The organism is Roseiconus lacunae (assembly GCF_008312935.1).
Classification (GTDB): domain Bacteria; phylum Planctomycetota; class Planctomycetia; order Pirellulales; family Pirellulaceae; genus Stieleria; species Stieleria lacunae.
The window spans coordinates 179,603-198,678 of the sequence record NZ_VSZO01000009.1; the positions used below are offsets into that span (position 1 = coordinate 179,603).

A 19,076-nucleotide genomic window follows, 5' to 3' on the forward strand; every position below is an offset into this window, starting at 1 on the left:
ATGGACATGAATCTGAATTCGCTCCCAGTGTTTCGTCGGCCCAACCCACTGATGTTGTTGGGGTGCGTTGTCGTGTTGGGGCTCCTGCAAACCAATGTGTGTGACGGCCAACGCCGCCTCGACGAACCGCCGATCGATTATCGCACGACTGATGCGGATAACCCGGTTTCTGATTTGGCCGACAAGGTCAACTCGGGCGAAATACGATTGGAGTACGAACCAGGCTTCGGATACCTACGTTCGATTCTTGAGGAACTGGAGATTCCGATTTCGTCGCAGGCACTGGTGTTTTCCAAAACCAGTTTGCAAACCGGGCGTATCGAACCGAAAAACCCGCGCGCGTTTTATTTTAATGACGACGTTTACGTCGGCTGGATTCGTGGCAGTTCGCTGATGGAAGTCGCCACGGCGGACCCAAAACTGGGGGCCGTGTTTTATTCAATCCAAATGCAACCGCGTGGTGCTTCGATCCGCCGCGAGCATCATCGCTGCTTGGTATGTCACGAAAAAACTACCGATAGCGGCAAAGTCCCACTGCACACCATCACCAGCGTGATGACCCGCGATGACGGGCAAGTCAATCTGCTGCTGGCCGAATTCGAGACCGACCATACCAGCCCTTTCGAGGAACGGTGGGGCGGCTGGTACGTTACCGGCCATTCCGAACTAATGAAACACATGGGAAACGCATTTCTAGAAGGTGATGCTTTGGTCCCAATGCAACCAGCGTTTTTTGACCGCTTGGATCACGCCTTTGATACACGACATTGGCCCGCCGCGACGAGTGATATCGCGGCGTTGATGGTGCTGGAACACCAGGTTGAAATGCACAACCGAATGACAAACGCAAACTATGCGGTTCGTCGGTCCGAATATTTATCCGACGCCGGAAAACGGGACGACGAGGCACACCACCAACAGATCAACCAGGCCGCGAAATCAATCGTCGAGTACCTATTGTTTTCCGGTGAAGCGAAGCTGCCTTCACCGGTCACGACATCCAGTCCGTTCGCCGACGAATTTGCTCAACGTGGCCCATTCGATTCCCAAGGTAGATCACTCCGACAATTTGATCTCCAGACGCGTCTATTCAAATATCCGTGTAGCTACCTCGTCTACTCCGAGCAATTTCAACAACTTGAACCGGAACTGCTTAAACGCGTCAAAGGACAACTTCGTGCGATCCTAGAAGGCGACAACCAAGACGCCGCGTTCGAACATTTGACCGCGGCAGATCGGGAGGCGATCTTGAACATTCTGGTCGAAACCAAAGTCCTATAGTGGTCCGCCATTTGCTATGCGAAACTTTTCGGAGCCCCGCTTCATTGGAAATCAAGTCACGTGCACGTCGCATGCACACACTGTCCTTCCCCAGCCGAACGCACCTGATGTCCACAATTTCGATCCGCTTGTTGCCGTTATTGATCTTCGTTGCGTTTATGACGCACGCCTATCCGCAAGACGTCCCGGCGGAAACAGATCAACCCCAGACGGATCGATCTGCTCAAGCGAATGACGCGGGCAAACCGAAAGAGTCAAAACGCAAGAGCTATCTCGGTCGCGTGCTTGCGCAACCGATGAGCCACGTTGGGGCCCCGTGGCTGATTCGTCCCGAACGTGACGATGAGGAAAACGCGTCCGAGTCTTTTAAGATGCTGGAGCTTAAGACCGGAATGGTTGTTTGCGACCTCGGTTGCGGCAACGGTTATTGGACGCTCCCCATGGCACGCGCCGTTGGCGAAGAAGGCCTTGTGTATGCCGTCGACATTCAACAAGAAATGTTGCAAAAGTTAGGACAACGCGCCGCGAGGTTCAAAATCGAGAACATTCGCCCGACTCTTGGTCAAATCGACGACCCCAAGTTACCTCAAAACGAGATCGACTTGCTTTTGATGGTCGATGTCTACCACGAATTCTCACATCCCCAATCGATGCTTTGGGAAATTCGCCGCAGCCTGAAACCCAATGGCACGGTGGCGCTTCTTGAATATCGGGAAGAAGACCCTAACGTCCCGATCAAGCCGCTTCACAAGATGTCAAAAATTCAAATCATGAAAGAGTACGAGGCGAACGGATTTAAGTTGGTCAAGGAATACAACGAGCTTCCCTGGCAGCACTTGATGTTTTTTGCCCGCGACGACAGTCCGCTGAAGGCAATCACCCCGATTCCGGCAAACGAAGTGCTCCAATCGCTGAACAAATAAACGAAGCCGATCGACATCCTTCGAGAGTGAGGCTTGTCATGCTGCAAGTAACCTCGGTGTCGCAGACAACAATCTTGGGCAATCGAAATCGGTGATGGCGTGGTTAGCTATACTAGCGATACAGATCGTTTTCCGATCTATCTTCCCCGTCCATCCCCTTTGACTGTCACTGATATGATTCGCACCCTGTTACTCGCCGGATGTTGTGCCCTTTCCTCGGCCACATACGCGCTCGCTGCCGAGCCGACCGCATCAGAAGTGGTGAAAGTCTGGCCCGAAAGTCCGCCCTCTTGGACGCCTCCCACCGAACCGGAAGCCGATCAGACCAAAGCCGACGGTAGAAAGGTCGCCGATCGACACGTCATTCGCTTGGGGAATGTCAGCACACCACAATTGCATGTCTTCCCGGCCAAAGATTCAAAGACGACGGTGATCATTTGCCCTGGTGGTGGCTTCAGCATTTTGGCATGGGATCTCGAGGGCACCGAAATCGCGAGTTGGTTGCAAGATAACGGCATCAGCGCCGCAGTACTAAAGTATCGTGTGCCCACGCGAAGCGAGTCGACGAACTGGGTCGCCCCCGCTCAAGACTTGCAACGAAGTGTTTCCCTGATTCGATCCGGTGCCATCGAATCACTCCCGACCGAAAACATCGGGGTACTTGGCTTTTCAGCCGGTGGCCATACCGTTGTCCGCGGGACACTCTCGACGGAGCGGCTTTACGAAGCCAATGACGATCATGACCAAGCATCCGCCCGCCCGGATTTTGCCGCATTGATTTACCCGGCATACCTGACCAAGAAACGAGACTCTGCCGAAATGGACGAAACCTTGGTCGTGACAGAAAAGACTCCGCCATTCTTTTTCGCTCATGCCTTCGATGATCCGTTGACACCCATGGGAAGCGTCGGCTTGTTCGCGAAACTAAAAGCACAGGGAATCCCATCGTCGCTACACGTGTTTTCTTCCGGCGGACATGGATTCGGAGGTCGGGATACCGGTGCCGAAAAGGACGCATGGCTGCCGATGTTCAAGGCGTTCCTGCAAGATCGCGGTTTTTGATTCGTAGCGACATCCGCAATACGCCCCATACCCTGGCTATACAGCTCGAACGCTGGCGATGGACGATCACGTCTCCGGTTGCAGTGCTACTCGCCGAGATGCGTTTCGGTGTTCGCAGATTCATTGAACGCTTCCCCTTCTAACAACCCCACTCCCATCACCATGCCAGCGAACCGACATCTTTCCGCACTCGCTCTCTCAACATTAGCGCTGTTACTTGCCTGCACGACTGCCTTCGCTCAGCACCCCAACGTCGTGATCGTGATGACCGACGACCAAGGCTATGGCGATCTGTCGTGTCACGGAAACCCGATCCTAAAAACGCCACAACTGGATCAGCTTTACGCCGAATCGGTACGATTGACGGACTACCACGTCGCACCGACTTGTTCGCCAACGCGGGCGGCGTTCTTGACGGGGCACTGGACCAATCGCACCGGCGTATGGCATACGATCATGGGCCGTTCCATGCTTCGCGAAAACGAAGTCACGCTCGGAGACGTATTCACGGACGCCGGTTATGCGACGGGCATGTTTGGGAAGTGGCACCTGGGCGATAACTACCCCTATCGCCCTGAAGACCGTGGATTTAGTGAAGTGATGCGTCACGGAGGGGGAGGCGTCGGGCAAACACCTGACCACTGGGACAATGCGTACTTCGACGGCGCTTACTGGCATAACAGCAAAGTTACCCCAGTGAAAGGATTCTGTACGGATGTCTTTTTCGACTACGCCAAGAATTTCATTCGCAACTCCGTCGAAAATCAAAAACCGTTCCTGGCGTATATCGCAACCAATGCGCCGCACGGCCCGATGCATTCGCCGCCGAAATACAGCAAGCCGTACGAAGACCAGAGCAAGCACTTGGCAAACTTCTACGGGATGATAGCCAATATCGATGAAAACGTAGGCCAACTACGCCGCTTGTTAGACGAACTCGACATCTCTGAGAATACGATCTTTATCTACACGACTGACAACGGAACGTCGTCTGGCGAGAAGGTCTTTAATGCCGGTATGCGTGGTAAAAAAGGCAGCCAGTACGATGGCGGTCACCGAGTGCCATTCTTTGTTCGTTGGCCGTCTGCCGGTCTCGCGGATGGCCGCGACGTCGATACGATCACCAGTTATGTCGACATCGTTCCCACATTGATTTCGATGTGCCAAATCGACTCGCCAAGCGATGTTAAATTTGACGGCGTTGACATTTCACCACTGATTTTCGATCGCGCCACCGATTGGAAAGATCGCTATCTGATTACCGATTCGCAACGGGTCAAAGACCCGGTCAAATGGAAAAGTTCGGCCGTAATGTCAGATCGTTGGCGACTATGCAACGGCAAAGAACTGTATGACATGAACGTTGACCCGGGACAAAAGAAAGACGTAGCCGAAGCTAATCCCGAGGTCGTCGAATCGATGCGAGAGTTTTACGAACAGTGGTGGGCTGAACTTGAGCCATCGTTCTCGCAGTCAACCGCGATCGGGCTGGGACACCCCTCGGACAATCCGGCACGACTGACCAGTCACGATTGGATCACGACCAGGATGACACCTTGGAATCAGTCCCAAGTTCGCCGCGCCTTGAACGGCGAATCGAATACCGGATTTTGGAATGTCAACGTGATCTCCGACGGACGCTATCGCTTTCGCTTGCGTCGTTGGCCCGACGAAGTCAAAGGACCGATTTCGCAACCATTGCCGCCGGGCGATCCTGTCCCAGGTGATCGCGCGTTCCGAGAAACACCTGGCAAGTCTGTCAATGCGGTCAAGGCCAGCCTCACCATTGGCGAGCAAACCAAATCGACCTCCGTTGCACCAGACGCAGATGAGGTCATCATCGAAATGGATCTGAAACAGCAAACGACCCGGATGACGGCCCAATTCGAAACGGCGGACGGCGAGGTATTCGGTTCATACTTTGTTTATGTCGAAAAGCTGTAGTTCCCGCGACCCGTGTCACCCCCGCTACGCGAGTGACAGACGACAACCTCGACTGCCATCGGGCGCTCATTGCGATCGACACGGTGGCAGCAAAACGCCCGAGTCGCGATCTACCCTACGGGCAACTTGATTCTTGAGTTGCGGCTCATCGACCACAGAACACGCCGAATGGGAATTGCCGCACCATTCACGACGTTGTTCGCCCGAAGCAGTAAAACTCGATGCATTTTCCAATGCCTCGTGGGCAGGTGGCTATATTGAAGGTTCGATCGCTACAGTGAACCGCCAGGGCCGTCACGTGCTTCGTCGAGATGATGGTTGCAGAATCGCGAGAATCAGAATTTCGAGTCTACGGCGGCCGTCTCTGCCAAGTGACAATCCGGTAGTGCTCGTCGATGGTTAGCCAGAACAGGAAGCTTTCATAGCGACGAAGCACTCGCCTTGTTTTGCCGGCCGCCGCCGTATCCCACCGTAACCTTGCCTACCTCAACAATGTCGATGTTTCGAACTCTGGTTGCCCTAACGGCACTGCTACAACTCGGTCATGCAGTCGCGGCACAATCCAACCTGCATGACGCTCTCCTCGAACGCTCGCCCGATCAAATAGCCAAGCACGCCAAAGTGCTCGGTGACCCACGGCGTGGGGCGATCATCTTTTATTCTCAGCGACTCAGTTGCAGCCAATGCCACACCGCCGGCGATGGCTCGAAGTTACTCGGGCCAGACCTAGCAACACTGGCGGACCGGGCGAACTACGCTCATGTGATTGAGTCAATTTTGCGTCCGAGCAAAACAGTGCTCAAACCGTACACGACGCAGAAACTGCTACTCGAAGACGGCCAAGTGATTGTTGGATTGGTCAGCCGCGGGTCCGACGACAAAATCTCAGTCATGGTGCCGGGCGAAGACGCACCGCGACTAATCGATGAAACCGATATCGAGTTACGCAAAGACGCCGATTCGGTGATGCCCGTCGGCTTGATCAACCAGCTCGATGGCGAATCAGAATTCTACGATCTGGTCGCCTTCCTCGTTGAACTTGGGCAACGCGGACCAAAGGACGCCGCGATGCTCAAACCTGATCTTGCCGCAATCACTCCGCCACCGCTTCCCGCGTACGAAAGCAACTTGAATCACGCGGGGATGATCAAGGACCTCGGCGAACGTTCCTTCGAAAACGGAAAACGCCTGTACCAATCACTGTGCATCAACTGCCACGGAACCAAGGATCTTGAAGGTTCACTTCCCAACGCACTTCGATTTGCAAGTGGCGTGTTCAAAAACGGAAGCGATCCCTATTCGATGTACAAGACGATCACTCACGGTTACAAGATGATGTTGCCTCAGCGTCAACTGGTCCCCAAACAAAAGTATGACGTCATCCACTACATCCGCGAAGCCTACCTTCGGCAACACAACGATGGACAATTCTTTACAGTCACCGATGAGTACCTCAAGTCGCTACCCAAAGGCAAGCTTCGTGGCCCGGCGCCGAATCGAAGCGAACCATGGCGTGAAATGGATTACGGGCCATTCTTGATCAGCACCTACGAGCTCAAATCGCCGACAACCCCACCGCGTCTCGGAATTACCGACGAGGAACGCCAACGGGCGCGCCAGGAAAATCGTCCCCCGGCGGAAGTCTGGCCAGACGACGTCAACTTTGCCTACAAAGGCATCGCCGTTCGATTGGACAATGGCCCGGGAGGTGTTGCGGAAGGTTCACACTGGATGGCGTTCGACCATGACACCATGCGAATAGCCGGAGCGTGGTCAGGCGAGGGCTTCATCGATTGGCGCGGAATTCTGTTTAACGGCAATCACAACATGACGCCAAGGACCGTCGACCGATTGCATTTTGGATCCCTGCCGGGTCCGGGATGGGCGAATCCTCAGACCGGATCGTTCGAGGACCCAAGACTGCGTGGCAAAGACGGCCGCGCGTACGGCCCCTTGCCTCGCCAATGGGCGCATTACAAAGGGCTTTACAAACATGGCGATCGCGTCGTGATCTCTTACACGGTCGGCGACGCCGAAGTCCTCGAATCATTCCATCTGAAACAAGTCGACGGCAAAGCTGTCTGGCAACGCACGTTGAATGTCGGACCATCGACGCACGACCTTCGCTTGAGAATCGCCCCCTCCGACCAGACCATCGCTACGGTCAATGGCGGTCTGTCAGTCGAGCCCGAAAAAGGGTATTTGACCGTTGCCATCTCCGCTGACCGAACCCCTATTCGTTTTGATATCCTGACGACCGAACGTAAGCACCAGATCCAACTTGACGGTTTACGGCGATCGCCTACCGAAGACCTCCGACCGTTAACCATGGGCGGCGAATCACGCTGGCCGGCTTTGCAAACCAAAGCGTCACGCGGACTGGAGACGGGCGCGTTTGCGATCGATACGTTGACACGTCCGACCGATAATCCGTGGAAAAGCCGATTGCGGATGTCAGGGCTAGACTTTTACGACAATGACGATTCGTTGGTCGCATGCTGCTGCGACGGAGACGTATGGCGAGTTGACGGGATTAGCGATCCCAATGGACGCCTCACTTGGAAACGCATCGCGTCGGGACTGTTCCATCCGTTGGGGATCAAGATCGTCGACGGAAGAATTTTTGTCACCTGCCGCGATCAAATCGTGGTCCTCAACGACCTCAACGGTGATGGTGAAACCGACTTTTACGAGTGCTTTAACAACGATCATCAGGTCACGGATCACTTTCATGAGTTTGCGATGGGATTACAAGCAGACTCTGATGGCAATCTTTATTACGCCAAGAGTGCCCGGCACGCGCGTGACTCGCTAGTGCCTCATCATGGGACGTTGCTGAAAGTAAGCCGCGACGGCGAAACCACTTCGATCGTTGCCAACGGCTTTCGCGCCGCAAATGGTGTCTGCTTAAATCCGGACGGATCGTTCTTCGTCACCGATCAAGAAGGACATTGGAACCCGATGAACCGGATTAACCGAGTGGTTGCGGGTGGATTCTATGGCAACATGTATTCCTATGGCGCCCCGGACGATTCTAGTGATGACGCAATGGAACAGCCTTTGTGTTGGCCGAATAAACCTTTTGATCGCTCGCCTTCGGAACTGTTGTGGGTTGACAGTGATGTTTGGGGACCACTTGATGGGACGCTTTTGAATCTGTCGTATGGCTACGGAAAAGTCTTCGTCGTTCCGCACGAAGAAATTGACGGCCAATGGCAAGGTGGTCTGTGTCGCCTACCATTGCCAAGTTTCCCCACCGGTGTGATGCGAGCGAGATTCCATCCGAGCGACGGCCAGATGTACGCCTGCGGGATGCAAGCTTGGGGAAGCGATCAAGACGAAAGCCCCGGAGGGTTGTATCGTATTCGCTACACCGGAAAAGCATCTCACCTGCCAACTAAAATCCAAGCCCACCGATCCGGCGTGACGATCACCTTCACCGAACCCGTTGATCCAAAGCTGTCAGCGGACCCAAGCAACTTCCTAGTTGACACGTGGAGCTTAAGACGAACGAAAAACTACGGAAGTGCTCGCTACGATGAACGGAGTCTGACCGTCGAATCCGTCGATGTTTCCGACGACGGACGTGACGTCACGTTAATGATCCCAGACATCGAACCGACGTGGTGCATGGAGATTTCGTACAAATTACGTGATCGAGATGGGCAACAGTTCCTCGGCACGATTCAAAATACCATCCATGAATTAGGAACTCGCGAAAAGTGACGTCTCCGATCGATGCTGAGCACGTGGAGAGTGACCAATCGCAGCGCAGGACGCCTAATCCTTACGACAGCCCACGTCCTGACACGACCGTTCTACGCAGAAGAGCGGTCGTGCGTCCGGCTTGCTTTGCCGTAGTGACGGCGCTAACGGCAATCCTCATCGCGATCCCCGGAGTCGTTATGCTCAACCAAAAGATGCAGGTGATTCCGACGACGACATTTATATCCGGTGTCGAATTGAATGGTGTCGCGATGGATAACACGAGTGTGATTACGTATTCGCTAGGGATCGCGTTGCTCTTCTTGCTCTCGGGGATGTATTTCCTGGCATTGTCGTTTAAGAACTGGTCAGAAAACCACTCGGCGATCCGATCAGATCGAACTTCGCAATTTGCGTCCGTCAATCGTCGATCGGTTCCGGTGCTGGCTCCAGCATCGACGATTGAAACGGATGACTGATCATCGTGTAGGTGCGATCGGCATTGTGCGACATGGGATTATCAGCGTCTCGCTCGGAACTCCAGACGTTCCGACCCTTGTAGTTGGCATAGAGGTTGTGGTGCGAAAAACGTGCAAGTGTCCAGTGCCATTGCGGGCCGTGGTCGGTTTGAATCGCCTTGAGGTGTAAGAACGCTTCTGGATCCGTGCCAACAGAGCAGACGAAGGCGAACAGGGCTCCGTCCAAAGTTTTCGCATCTGAACTTTGCGATCGATAGAAAGGTTGAGGAAGCAGTCTTAGTTCGACACGATCACCAGACTCCGAGATCGAATGCAACGCAAAGTCACGCCCAATTGCTCGCATCTGACGAAGTCGAATTGCAGCGGTCGCCCCTGCCTGGCCAGCTGACCCCGGGACGGGTTGGGGGCGGACGCCGGAACGAGGTTGCCAAGTGTCGAATTCACCTACCGAGCGAAGCTTGGTCGACGAAAGTGAATGGAGTTCATGCACTATCGCACGCTGACCGGCTGCATTCACGTACCGCCAGATACAAGCCACCGCTTCGGCAGTCCCCTTATGAGTCCACACGTAAACCGCACCATAAGTTGAACCTTGTTGTTGTGGTCGCCCCCAAACATAAAGCGGTCCTTCGGCCATCTGAAGTTCCGATGAATCGCTTGCCTCTGCTTCGCGCAAGATCCGGTATTCACCAGAGACTGAATCAAACAGGCGGCGCCAAGCTGCTTCGGTATCGGCTTCGTCGGCTAGGCAGGACGCCGAAACGACAGCCACCATCACGAGGGAAGCCAATCGCATCCCCACCGTCGAACAATTTCTGGACCGCCGCATTGGATCTCCTTAGCATAGGACGACGCGAGTTTGTCTTGCCACGAAACAAAACTGGGTATGAGTCAATTTCAACAACGAACTCTGCCCCTCGCGGGACTTCACAAAACCCATTATAGACACACCGTCTTTTCCATGTCCAACCAAAAAGCACTGCCCCCAATCTGCCCCGTGCCGTCGGGCGAGCGATCAATAGTGGTTCGCTTCAATTGTAAATTTGGATAAGCTTTAAGGTCACGATACTGGTGGTTTACGCTTTCGAGAAAACGAAGATGCTCCGTTCATTCGCAACTTCACGTCCGAAATTTTTACTTGCCGTTGTTTTATTGCTGGTCACCGTCGTGAGGACAGATCAGACGTTCGCCGACGACCCAGCTCGTTCGGAAAAGTTAGAAACGGCAACGTTTGGCGGCGGGTGCTACTGGTGCACCGAGGCAATTTTCCAGCAGATCGATGGCGTGCAATCGGTCAAACCAGGGTTCATGGGAGGTCGCAGTGACTCCCCCACCTACGACCAAGTCTTGACCGGACGTACCGGCCATGTCGAAGTGGTCCAGCTTCAATTTGATCCCGAGCGAGTTGGTTACGAAAAGCTGTTGGAGATCTTTTGGAAGACGCATGATCCGACAACTCGCAATCGACAGGGCCCCGATCTGGGTTCCCAGTACAGAAGCGTCGTCTTCTATCACTCCGACGATCAAAAACAAACTGCGATCGAATACAAAACGTTGCTCGCTCGTAGTCGTACATTTCGAGGCCGGATCGTGACTACCATCGAGCCGGCTTCAGAATTTTTTGTCGCCAAGGACGATCACATTGACTTCTTCAAGAAGAATCCAGAAAACCAGTACTGTGAGCGCTACTTGGTCCCCAAACTGGAAAAACTGAAAAAGCAGTTTCCCGACGACCTCAAGGATCACTCGTCCAAGTGAAGCACTCATCAGGATGCCTATGAGCTTTTCGAAACCCGCAGCTAGCCGTGAACACGGTTCTTGAAAGTATCCGGCGATGCATGCCCGATGCGAACGCGTTCGCGCGACGGGTTCAATTCACATCTGGTTCATCGATTCGGGCACACCGTTTGCTACCATCCCGCCAAGTCACCTGCGACGCTTCCCCATTCGCAATCGATGCGCAAGGAGTCGTCGCCCTTCGCTCCTTCGCGCTTATTGCCGGTGGGTCAGCTTCGATGTCTTTTTTGCAACGGTTCTTCAGGGTTCGTTTCGTCAAGCTCTTCTCAGTAACGCTCCCCTTTGTCGGTTTCACGGTGCTTTCCGCACAGGCAGCTTGGTCGGAAACAGACCAAAACGACGAAACCGCTATCGTCGCATCCGCATCACCCCCGGCGACGCCGCCGGTCATCATCCGTGTCTCCGAGGACTTGTTTAATTCCGGATCGGAAATCGAGAGCACGTCAGATGTGGACAGTTGCATTTTGGGAATCCGCAACCTCGGTGAAGCAGACGTCATCGCGAATACGTCGATCGAATTCGTTCCGGCGAGCGATGCGGCGCACTTGAAGATTCGCTTTCGAGGCCACTTCACCGCCGACACTCGAGGCCGAAAAGGCCCGGCGATCATTCAATCGCAGAGCACGATGCGGTTTGATTTACACATGTCGGCAACTTTCGACCGCGAGGACGGTTTTGTTGCTGGAGATCCGGATGGTGATGTGATTCCCACCGAGTCACGTCGGACCGTGTCGAGCACGCTCCCCGGATTGCGTGGCAGGATTGTCAAGAATGTTGCTCGTCGGCGGATGGCTGAAACCAAACACCAGGTCGAGCAGATCTGTATCGCGAACGCACGCGAACAGCTCATTGTCGAAATGGAGCGACGGGTCAAGAAGCAACTCGAACAAGCGAATCAACGGCTAGTCAATTTGAAAGCTCGCTTGAAAGAGCAGCCCTGGTACGACGAGGTACCAACGTTGAATTTCACCAGCGAAGAAGGCTATCTGGTCATCCAAGTGATCGGTTCCGATGTCGATCCAGATTCCATTGACTTTCAGTTGCCATCTGATTTGCCCGCACCGAACTCTGGCGCGATGTCAGAGTTGCTTTTGGCGCGAACTTGGGTTGATGAAAAGGACGACACCAATGCGCTCCTTGACTATGCCGCTTCTTACCCAAGCCTTGTGAACTTGACGCTGCAGGCAGCCACCAAGTTCGCACTTCCATACCAACAGCATGACAATTGGTTGGTGTTCGCTTTACATAAGGACGAAAGAGATTCGGAAGAGAACGAGCGCCGCACGTTTTTTGTCAATCGAAATCAACGCGGCGAATGATTTTGCGGCCGTTCGAACGAAGCGTAATCTGCGGCGTCTGTTCCATCATAGAACTCAGGTGCGATCCCCAAGCCGATGGGCGTTTGCGCCGGCTATTGCGTCAACCTTCACTAGCGCCAATCGGCTGATTTGGGACTGCACCAAGGTAACACTCATAAGAGACACCATGTCAATTGACGTGATAGGCCGACAGATGGATCGGCCGCCGCCTGATGTCATTTAGAAAACCTTGGTTTGCGATCGCGTTAGCGAATCGATTCGTCTGGCAGTTCCGACCCGATGCCTTGGTCAATCGGCATTCGATCGCTTTCTTGGTCAAGCCCCACCGCTTTCATCGCACGGATTAAGCGTCGCTCCATTTCGGCGATCGTCGCGGCATGTTTTGCATCATGAACTAAATTCGTTGACTCTGCGGGATCGGCTTGCATGTCGTAAAGCTCGGCCATGTGACGATCCTTGCTGCCGTCACCGTGTGGATAACGAATGTACTTGAAACGATCCCCGCGAACCGCACGCACGTTTGGTGTGTATGGGAACTGCTTTTCGTAGTTGTAATAGTACAGCCACTCGGTGCGCCATTGATCAACATCACCGCTCACCAACGGACGGATCGACTGGCCATGGATGTTTTTCAACGGTTCCGCGCCGGCAGCGTCCAGAATGGTGGGTGCGACATCTGTCGTCAGTACTTGTTTGGTGATTCGAACCGGGCTTTTGGTCCAACCGGGATAGCGGATGATCATCGGCACGCGAAGGCTGCCTTCATGTGCGGTGCGTTTGTCGACCATTCCGTGTTCACCTTCGAGCAATCCGTTGTCCCCCATGAACACAAACATTGTGTTGTCTAGTTCGCCTGTTTCGTTCAGATACTCCACCAATCGGCCTACGCTATCGTCGACCGAAAGAATCGTCCCCCAATAGGCGCGAACCATTTTGGCGAAGTCGACCACCGCGCTCGCTTTGTCATCGGGGAACTGTTTTCGCCAGTCGAACAGTGGGCCATAGATGCCGTGCCAGGTCATCAAGCGTTGAGTGATCCACTTGGGTTTGTCACCTAGCTGAAACGATGAATGTGGATAGTTGACTTCGACGTGATCGAAAGCATGTTCATATTTTGGCTCCGGATAATAGAAGCTATGAGGAGCTTTCTGCCCGATCATCAACAGGAAGGGTTTGTCATCGGACTGCTTCTTCATCCAGTCCAGTGACATGTCCGTCACAACGGTGGTGTAGTAGCCTTCGACAACCTTTCTTTCTTTACCGTTCAGATTGAACTCGGTATCGAAGTATTGCCCCTGGCCTTTGTGAGTTACGAAGTAATCAAAACCAGGACGCGGCTGGTCATTCTTTTCCCCCATGTGCCACTTTCCGATGTAAGCGGTTTGATACCCTGCCGCTTGCAATCGCCTGGGAAAACTATCTAACTCGGCGGGATAATCGGTGAAGTTGTTTGTGACGCCATGCGAATGGGCGTACAAGCCGCTTAAGATCGTCGCACGACTGGGCGAGCACAGACTAGTCGTGCAGAACATGTTTTCTAAATAGATCCCCTCGGCCGCCAGCTTGTCGATATGCGGCGTCTTTAAGTGGGGATGCCCCGCGCACGACAGCGCGTCGTAGCGGATGTCATCGCACAACATCACGACGATATTCGGCTTGGATGTCTTCGCCGACTGGGCTGTCACTTCAAGCGGCGCGACGACCAGGGTGGAAAAGGCGAGTAACGCGAGAGCCGATATCAGTCGTGCGTGGAGTCTCATTTGATAATCGATTTGGTCCGCAGGAGTTCGATAATTTGGTCGGCACACTCGTCAATCGAGTTTTGCGAGGCATCGACGACCAAGTCCGGTGATGCGGGCGGTTCATAGTCCGCCGTGACGCCGGGAAAGTTTAACAGCTCGCCGGCGTCAGCTTTGGCATATTGTCCTTTGGCATCACGTTCTCGACAAATTTCCAGCGGCGTCGCCACATGAACGACAAAGAATCGATCTTCGCCGATGACCTTGGCAACCTTTTGCCGGACCTCTTCGCTCGGCGCGACGAAGCACCCGACGCAGATCAGACCGGCGTCATTAAGCGAATGGGCGAGGTAGGCACTGCGGCGAAGGTTTTCGCTGCGGTCTTCGGCGCTGAACCCGAGATCCCTGGAAAGCCCTTTCCGCACATGTTCTCCGTCGATAATCGAAACGGCACGGCCAGAGTCGAATAGCTTTCGTTCGACGGCTTGTCCGATCGCCGACTTGCCGGCCCCGGTCAGTCCCGTCAAAAGGACCGTCGCCGGCTTTTGACCGAACCGCGCCGACCGTTCCTCGTCGGTCACTTCCGATATCGCTTGGTCATCCCCCTTGGAGGCCGCCGGATCGTCATCCCAGACCGACTTCGATTGTCCGTCTCCGGATTTATCCAAGATCATCCCGGCGGCAACGGTCGCGTTTGTGATTCGATCAATGACGATGAACGCACCGGTCGAACGGTTACGACGATAGGCGTCAAAATGAATGGGGGCCGACAGCGTGATTCCCACACGACCGATCTCGTTCAATTCCAGTTCCGGCGCTGGACTGCGGTGCAGCGTGTTCACATCGACGCGATAGTTTAGTGTGTCGATGGTTCCGGGAACCGTTTGTGTGGTGTGCTTGAACAAGTAGGTCTTGCCGGGGACCATCGATTCCTCGTTCATCCAGACCAGCATCGCTTCGATCGAATCGCGCGACTTGGGAACATTCCCGGGGCGAACGATCATGTCACCACGCGAGGCATCGATCTCGTCTTCCAACGTCAACGTGATCGACAACGGTGCGAAGGCTTCTTCCAAATCGCCGTCATAGGTCACGATCGATTTAACCTTGGATGTCTGCTTGCTGGGCAAGACCATGATCTCGTCACCCTTGCGGATGATGCCCGAAGAGATCGTGCCACAGAAACCACGGAAATCCAGGTGCGGACGATTGACGAACTGGACCGGCATTCGGAAATCTTGCAAGTTGCGATCGCTGCCGATGTAAACCGTTTCCAGAAAATTCATCAACGTCGAACCGGTGTACCACGGCGTCCGTTCGCTACGGTCGACGACGTTGTCACCGTCGAGAGCACTGATCGGAATAAAGTGCAAATCGGGCAAGTCTAATCGTGTTGCGAACGATCGATATTCATCGCAGATCTCTTCGAACTTTGCCTCATCAAAATCGATCAAGTCCATCTTGTTGATCGCGACAACGATGTGCCGAATTCCCAACAGTGAGACGATAAAGGAGTGACGCTTTGTTTGAGTCAGTACGCCGTGACGAGCATCAATCATCAAGATGGCTAAGTCGGCGGTCGAGCCTCCGGTCGCCATGTTCCGCGTGTACTGTTCGTGGCCCGGCGTATCGGCGATGATGAACTTTCGCTTTGCGGTACTGAAGTATCGGTAAGCGACATCGATCGTGATGCCTTGCTCGCGTTCGGCCTTCAAGCCATCTGTGAGCAGCGCGGGGTCAAACTTCCCGCCGGTCGTCCCGACGATTTTTGAGTCAGCTTCGATTTGAGCCAAATGATCTTCGTAGATCATCTTGCTGTCGTACAACAGGCGACCGATCAACGTTGACTTTCCGTCGTCGACACTACCGCAGGTGATGAACCTCAGCAGTTGCTTATTCTCGTGCTGCTTCAAGTAAGCTTGAATGTCGGTCGCGATCAGATCGGATTGATGGGACATGAAATCGGAGGTTGGTTTGAAGTCTTGACTGGGTCGCCGCGCAGGATCCGAGGTCAGCGTCGATGCTGAGCTGCGGCTGTCGCTTAAAATGTCGCCTTATGCTCTGCGAAACTCGCGTTCTGCTGTCATCGCGGTTCTTCGATGATGTTCCGCACTGGCAACCAGGTGCCGGGGCGCGTCCCGGCTGAAATACAAAAAACGGCTGAACTAGAAAAACCGCGGCCGATACTCGCGGCCGCGTCGATCAAATGGAACAGGACACCGGCGGTTGGCTAGAAGTAGCCCCGTCGTTTCTTCTCTTCCATGCCCGCACCACCTTCGTCTTGGTCGATGATTCGCCCTTGGCGTTCGGAGGTGGTCGCGAGCAACATTTCCTGGATGACGTCAACAAGGTCGGTCGCTTCGGATTCGACCGCCCCGCTGAGCGGATAGCAACCGAGCGTCCGGAACCGCACCATCTTTTCCTCTTCGACTTCACCGTCGAGCAACGGCATGCGATCGTCATTGCGCAGAATCAAGATGCCGTCACGATTAACGACTCTTCGTTTTTGCGACAGATAGAGGGGAACGATTGGGATTTTTTCCAGATGGATGTACTGCCAAACGTCCAGCTCGGTCCAATTGCTCATCGGGAACACACGAATGGATTCGCCTTTATTGACCCGTGCGTTGTAAACGTTCCAGAGTTCAGGGCGTTGATTTTTGGGGTCCCAGCGGTGCGACTTATCGCGAAAGCTAAAGACGCGCTCCTTCGCGCGACTTTTTTCTTCGTCGCGACGGGCCCCACCGAAGGCCGCGTCGAACTTGTATTTGTCGAGGGCGGCCTTGAGCGAATCGGTTTTCATCAACTCGGTATGTCGTTCACTGTCCTCCCAGGGCTTGATCCCATGCTTGAGGCCTTCCTCATTGATGTGCACCAGCAATTCGAGGCCGAGTTCCTTGGCGACGTAGTTATCGCGGAAGTCGTACATTTCCTTGAACTTCCACGTCGTGTCGACATGGAGCAGCGGGAAAGGTGGTTTCGCCGGCGCAAATGCCTTCAGTGCTAGGTGAAGCAGAACTGACGAATCCTTGCCAATGCTGTAGAGCATCACGGGATTAGAGAATTCCGCAGCAACCTCGCGAAAGATATGAATGCTCTCGGCTTCGAGTTGTTTCAGGTGGGTCAGGCTATAGTCCGACATCAGCTCACTTTAAGGGAGGCAAAAATCACGTTCGCGTAGTGGTCTGCCATCGGCGTGCCAAAGTTGCTCGCCCCGGCTAACGATGGGCGGGGCCGAGTATAGTCGCCGACCGGTTCAATCGGAACGGGTTCGAGAATGAGAACGGCGGTTGGAAACACGAAAATGACGGCGGGGGAGTGACGACACAATGCGGACACGGGGCAAGCGGGTTGGGTTCCGTCGCCCTCGTCTTTTCTTCGCTCCCGTTGCCACCGCGGCCGATGACGTTTAGGCTCTTGGATTCTGCGCCGGCAAAACCAAATTGATGCCGGACAATCTAGTTGCCTCCGGAGTGAATCGGTGTCGGGAACCTGCGTAATCGGTTTGCAGTGGGGAGACGAAGCAAAAGGCAAGTTGGTCGATTTGCTCGCCCCTCAGTTTGATCTAGTCGTTCGTTATCAAGGTGGCGCCAATGCGGGCCACACGGTGGTCGTCGGTGATGAAGTTTATAAGCTGCATCACATCCCAAGCGGGATTCTGCACGGCGGCGTCGAAAACTTGATTACGCCCGGCGTGGTCATCAACCCAGAAACGATCATTACCGAAATGGACGGGTTGGCCGGTCGAGGCATCGATTGCGCCAAGAACATGCGGATCAGCGAGCGTGCACATTTGGTGATGCCATGGCACATCGCCGAAGATCGCCAAATTAACGCCACCGCAGTTCGCGGTGAGTCGATCGGCACGACGAATCGCGGCATCGGTCCGTGCTATCGCGACAAAGTCGGCCGAACGCACGCGATTCGAATGACCGACCTGATCCAGCCGACGCGTGACGAACGCCTCACGACGGTTGCCGAACAGAAGCAAACAATCTTGCGAAATCTCGGCGCGTCAGAAGAAGAACTCGAATCGATCGCACCGCAACGGGTCGTCGCCAAGGCGGCGCAGTGGGCCGAGCGACTCGGTCCGATGATCGCCGACACGACCGACTTCGTTCTCGATGCTTGCGAAGCTGATAAACGCATTCTTTTCGAGGGTGCCCAGGGCGCGCTGTTGGACATCGACCACGGGACCTATCCGTTTGTGACCAGTAGCAACAGCAGTGGTGTCGGGGTTTGCGCCGGCGCCGGTGTCCCGCCACGTTGGATCAATACCGTCTTAGGCGTCTGCAAAGCGTATAGCACCCGTGTCGGCGGCGGACCCTTTGTGACCGAACTCGAAGACGCGACCGGCGATCGAATTCGCGAACTTGGCAATGAATTCGGCACAACGACAGGACGCCCACGTCGTTGCGGTTGGTTCGACGCCGTTGCCGTTCGGTACACCGCACGACTAAGCGGTGTGACTCGATTGGCACTGATGATGATGGACGTGCTCGCCCATTTGGATGAGCTGAAAATTTGCGTCGCATATGAACTTGATGGCGAACGGATCACACGCTTCCCGAGTCATGCCGATCAACTTCGTCGCTGTAAGCCGATCTATGAAACCATCCCAGGTTGGAAACAACCGGTCGACGACGTTCGACGCGAAGAAGACTTTCCCGCCGGGGCTCTTGAATATGTCAAACGAGTCGAAGAACTCGTTGGCATCCCCGTCGGCGTATTGTCCGTTGGGCCGGATCGATCGCAAACGATCTTCACGTCCCAGGCTGACAAGTTGAACCTACAGCCAATCGGAGCCTAACGGCTACGTTGAGCGAC

The 19,076-nt window shown here is 54.5% G+C and carries 13 protein-coding genes; 9 read left to right on the forward strand and 4 right to left on the reverse strand.

What is annotated here, in order from left to right; genetic code table 11:
* The first annotated feature begins 6 nt into the window (after nucleotides 1-6).
* The 6 genes from FYC48_RS13405 to FYC48_RS13430 all read left to right on the forward strand — a co-directional run bounded on the left by FYC48_RS13405 (nucleotide 7) and on the right by FYC48_RS13430 (nucleotide 9,394).
* Nucleotides 7-1,281 carry a hypothetical protein gene (locus tag FYC48_RS13405; RefSeq protein WP_149497221.1) on the forward strand — a complete coding sequence of 425 codons (1,275 nt, stop codon included), beginning with the start codon at nucleotides 7-9 and terminating at the stop codon, nucleotides 1,279-1,281.
* Between the two features lie 107 nt (nucleotides 1,282-1,388).
* Entirely contained in the window at nucleotides 1,389-2,204 is an 816-nt protein-coding gene (locus FYC48_RS13410) for a class I SAM-dependent methyltransferase (protein ID WP_390622131.1), read from the forward strand.
* A gap of 174 nt (nucleotides 2,205-2,378) precedes the next feature.
* Nucleotides 2,379-3,266, forward strand: a complete 888-nt coding sequence (locus FYC48_RS13415; RefSeq protein WP_149497222.1) for an alpha/beta hydrolase — start codon at nucleotides 2,379-2,381, stop codon at nucleotides 3,264-3,266.
* A gap of 162 nt (nucleotides 3,267-3,428) precedes the next feature.
* Nucleotides 3,429-5,210: an arylsulfatase gene (locus FYC48_RS13420; RefSeq protein ID WP_149497223.1), complete on the forward strand. Its 1,782-nt coding sequence runs from the start codon at nucleotides 3,429-3,431 to the stop codon at nucleotides 5,208-5,210.
* A 498-nt stretch (nucleotides 5,211-5,708) separates the two neighbouring features.
* Nucleotides 5,709-8,936 carry a DUF6797 domain-containing protein gene (locus tag FYC48_RS13425; RefSeq protein ID WP_235034243.1) on the forward strand — a complete coding sequence of 1,076 codons (3,228 nt, stop codon included), beginning with the start codon at nucleotides 5,709-5,711 and terminating at the stop codon, nucleotides 8,934-8,936.
* Complete coding sequence (locus tag FYC48_RS13430; RefSeq protein WP_149497224.1) at nucleotides 8,933-9,394, forward strand: hypothetical protein; 462 nt, start codon at nucleotides 8,933-8,935, stop codon at nucleotides 9,392-9,394. Before FYC48_RS13425 ends, FYC48_RS13430 begins: the two co-directional genes overlap by 4 nt.
* Here the strand turns inward: FYC48_RS13430 and FYC48_RS13435 are convergent.
* Nucleotides 9,336-10,223, reverse strand: coding sequence for a hypothetical protein (locus FYC48_RS13435; protein ID WP_160149508.1), 888 nt, complete (start codon nucleotides 10,221-10,223; stop codon nucleotides 9,336-9,338). The genes FYC48_RS13430 and FYC48_RS13435 overlap by 59 nt on opposite strands.
* Before the next feature lie 269 nt (nucleotides 10,224-10,492).
* Between FYC48_RS13435 and msrA the strand changes: the two genes are divergently transcribed.
* Complete coding sequence (gene msrA, locus FYC48_RS13440) at nucleotides 10,493-11,152, forward strand: peptide-methionine (S)-S-oxide reductase MsrA (RefSeq protein WP_149497226.1); 660 nt, start codon at nucleotides 10,493-10,495, stop codon at nucleotides 11,150-11,152.
* 257 nt (nucleotides 11,153-11,409) lie between these two features.
* Complete coding sequence (locus FYC48_RS13445; protein ID WP_149497227.1) at nucleotides 11,410-12,510, forward strand: hypothetical protein; 1,101 nt, start codon at nucleotides 11,410-11,412, stop codon at nucleotides 12,508-12,510.
* 245 nt (nucleotides 12,511-12,755) lie between these two features.
* On the opposite strand, the gene FYC48_RS13450 is transcribed toward FYC48_RS13445, so the two are convergent.
* The 3 genes from FYC48_RS13450 to cysD all read right to left on the reverse strand — a co-directional run bounded on the left by FYC48_RS13450 (nucleotide 12,756) and on the right by cysD (nucleotide 17,391).
* Nucleotides 12,756-14,270, reverse strand: a complete 1,515-nt coding sequence (locus tag FYC48_RS13450) for a sulfatase family protein (RefSeq protein ID WP_149497228.1) — start codon at nucleotides 14,268-14,270, stop codon at nucleotides 12,756-12,758.
* The gene (gene cysN, locus FYC48_RS13455) at nucleotides 14,267-16,207 is read right to left on the reverse strand and encodes a sulfate adenylyltransferase subunit CysN (protein ID WP_149497229.1); all 1,941 of its coding nucleotides are present in this window, start codon (nucleotides 16,205-16,207) and stop codon (nucleotides 14,267-14,269) included. Before cysN ends, FYC48_RS13450 begins: the two co-directional genes overlap by 4 nt.
* A gap of 272 nt (nucleotides 16,208-16,479) precedes the next feature.
* Entirely contained in the window at nucleotides 16,480-17,391 is a 912-nt protein-coding gene (cysD, locus tag FYC48_RS13460) for a sulfate adenylyltransferase subunit CysD (protein WP_149497230.1), read from the reverse strand.
* Between the two features lie 339 nt (nucleotides 17,392-17,730).
* Between cysD and FYC48_RS13465 the strand changes: the two genes are divergently transcribed.
* Complete coding sequence (locus FYC48_RS13465; RefSeq protein ID WP_200836601.1) at nucleotides 17,731-19,059, forward strand: adenylosuccinate synthase; 1,329 nt, start codon at nucleotides 17,731-17,733, stop codon at nucleotides 19,057-19,059.
* Nucleotides 19,060-19,076 lie beyond the last annotated feature (17 nt).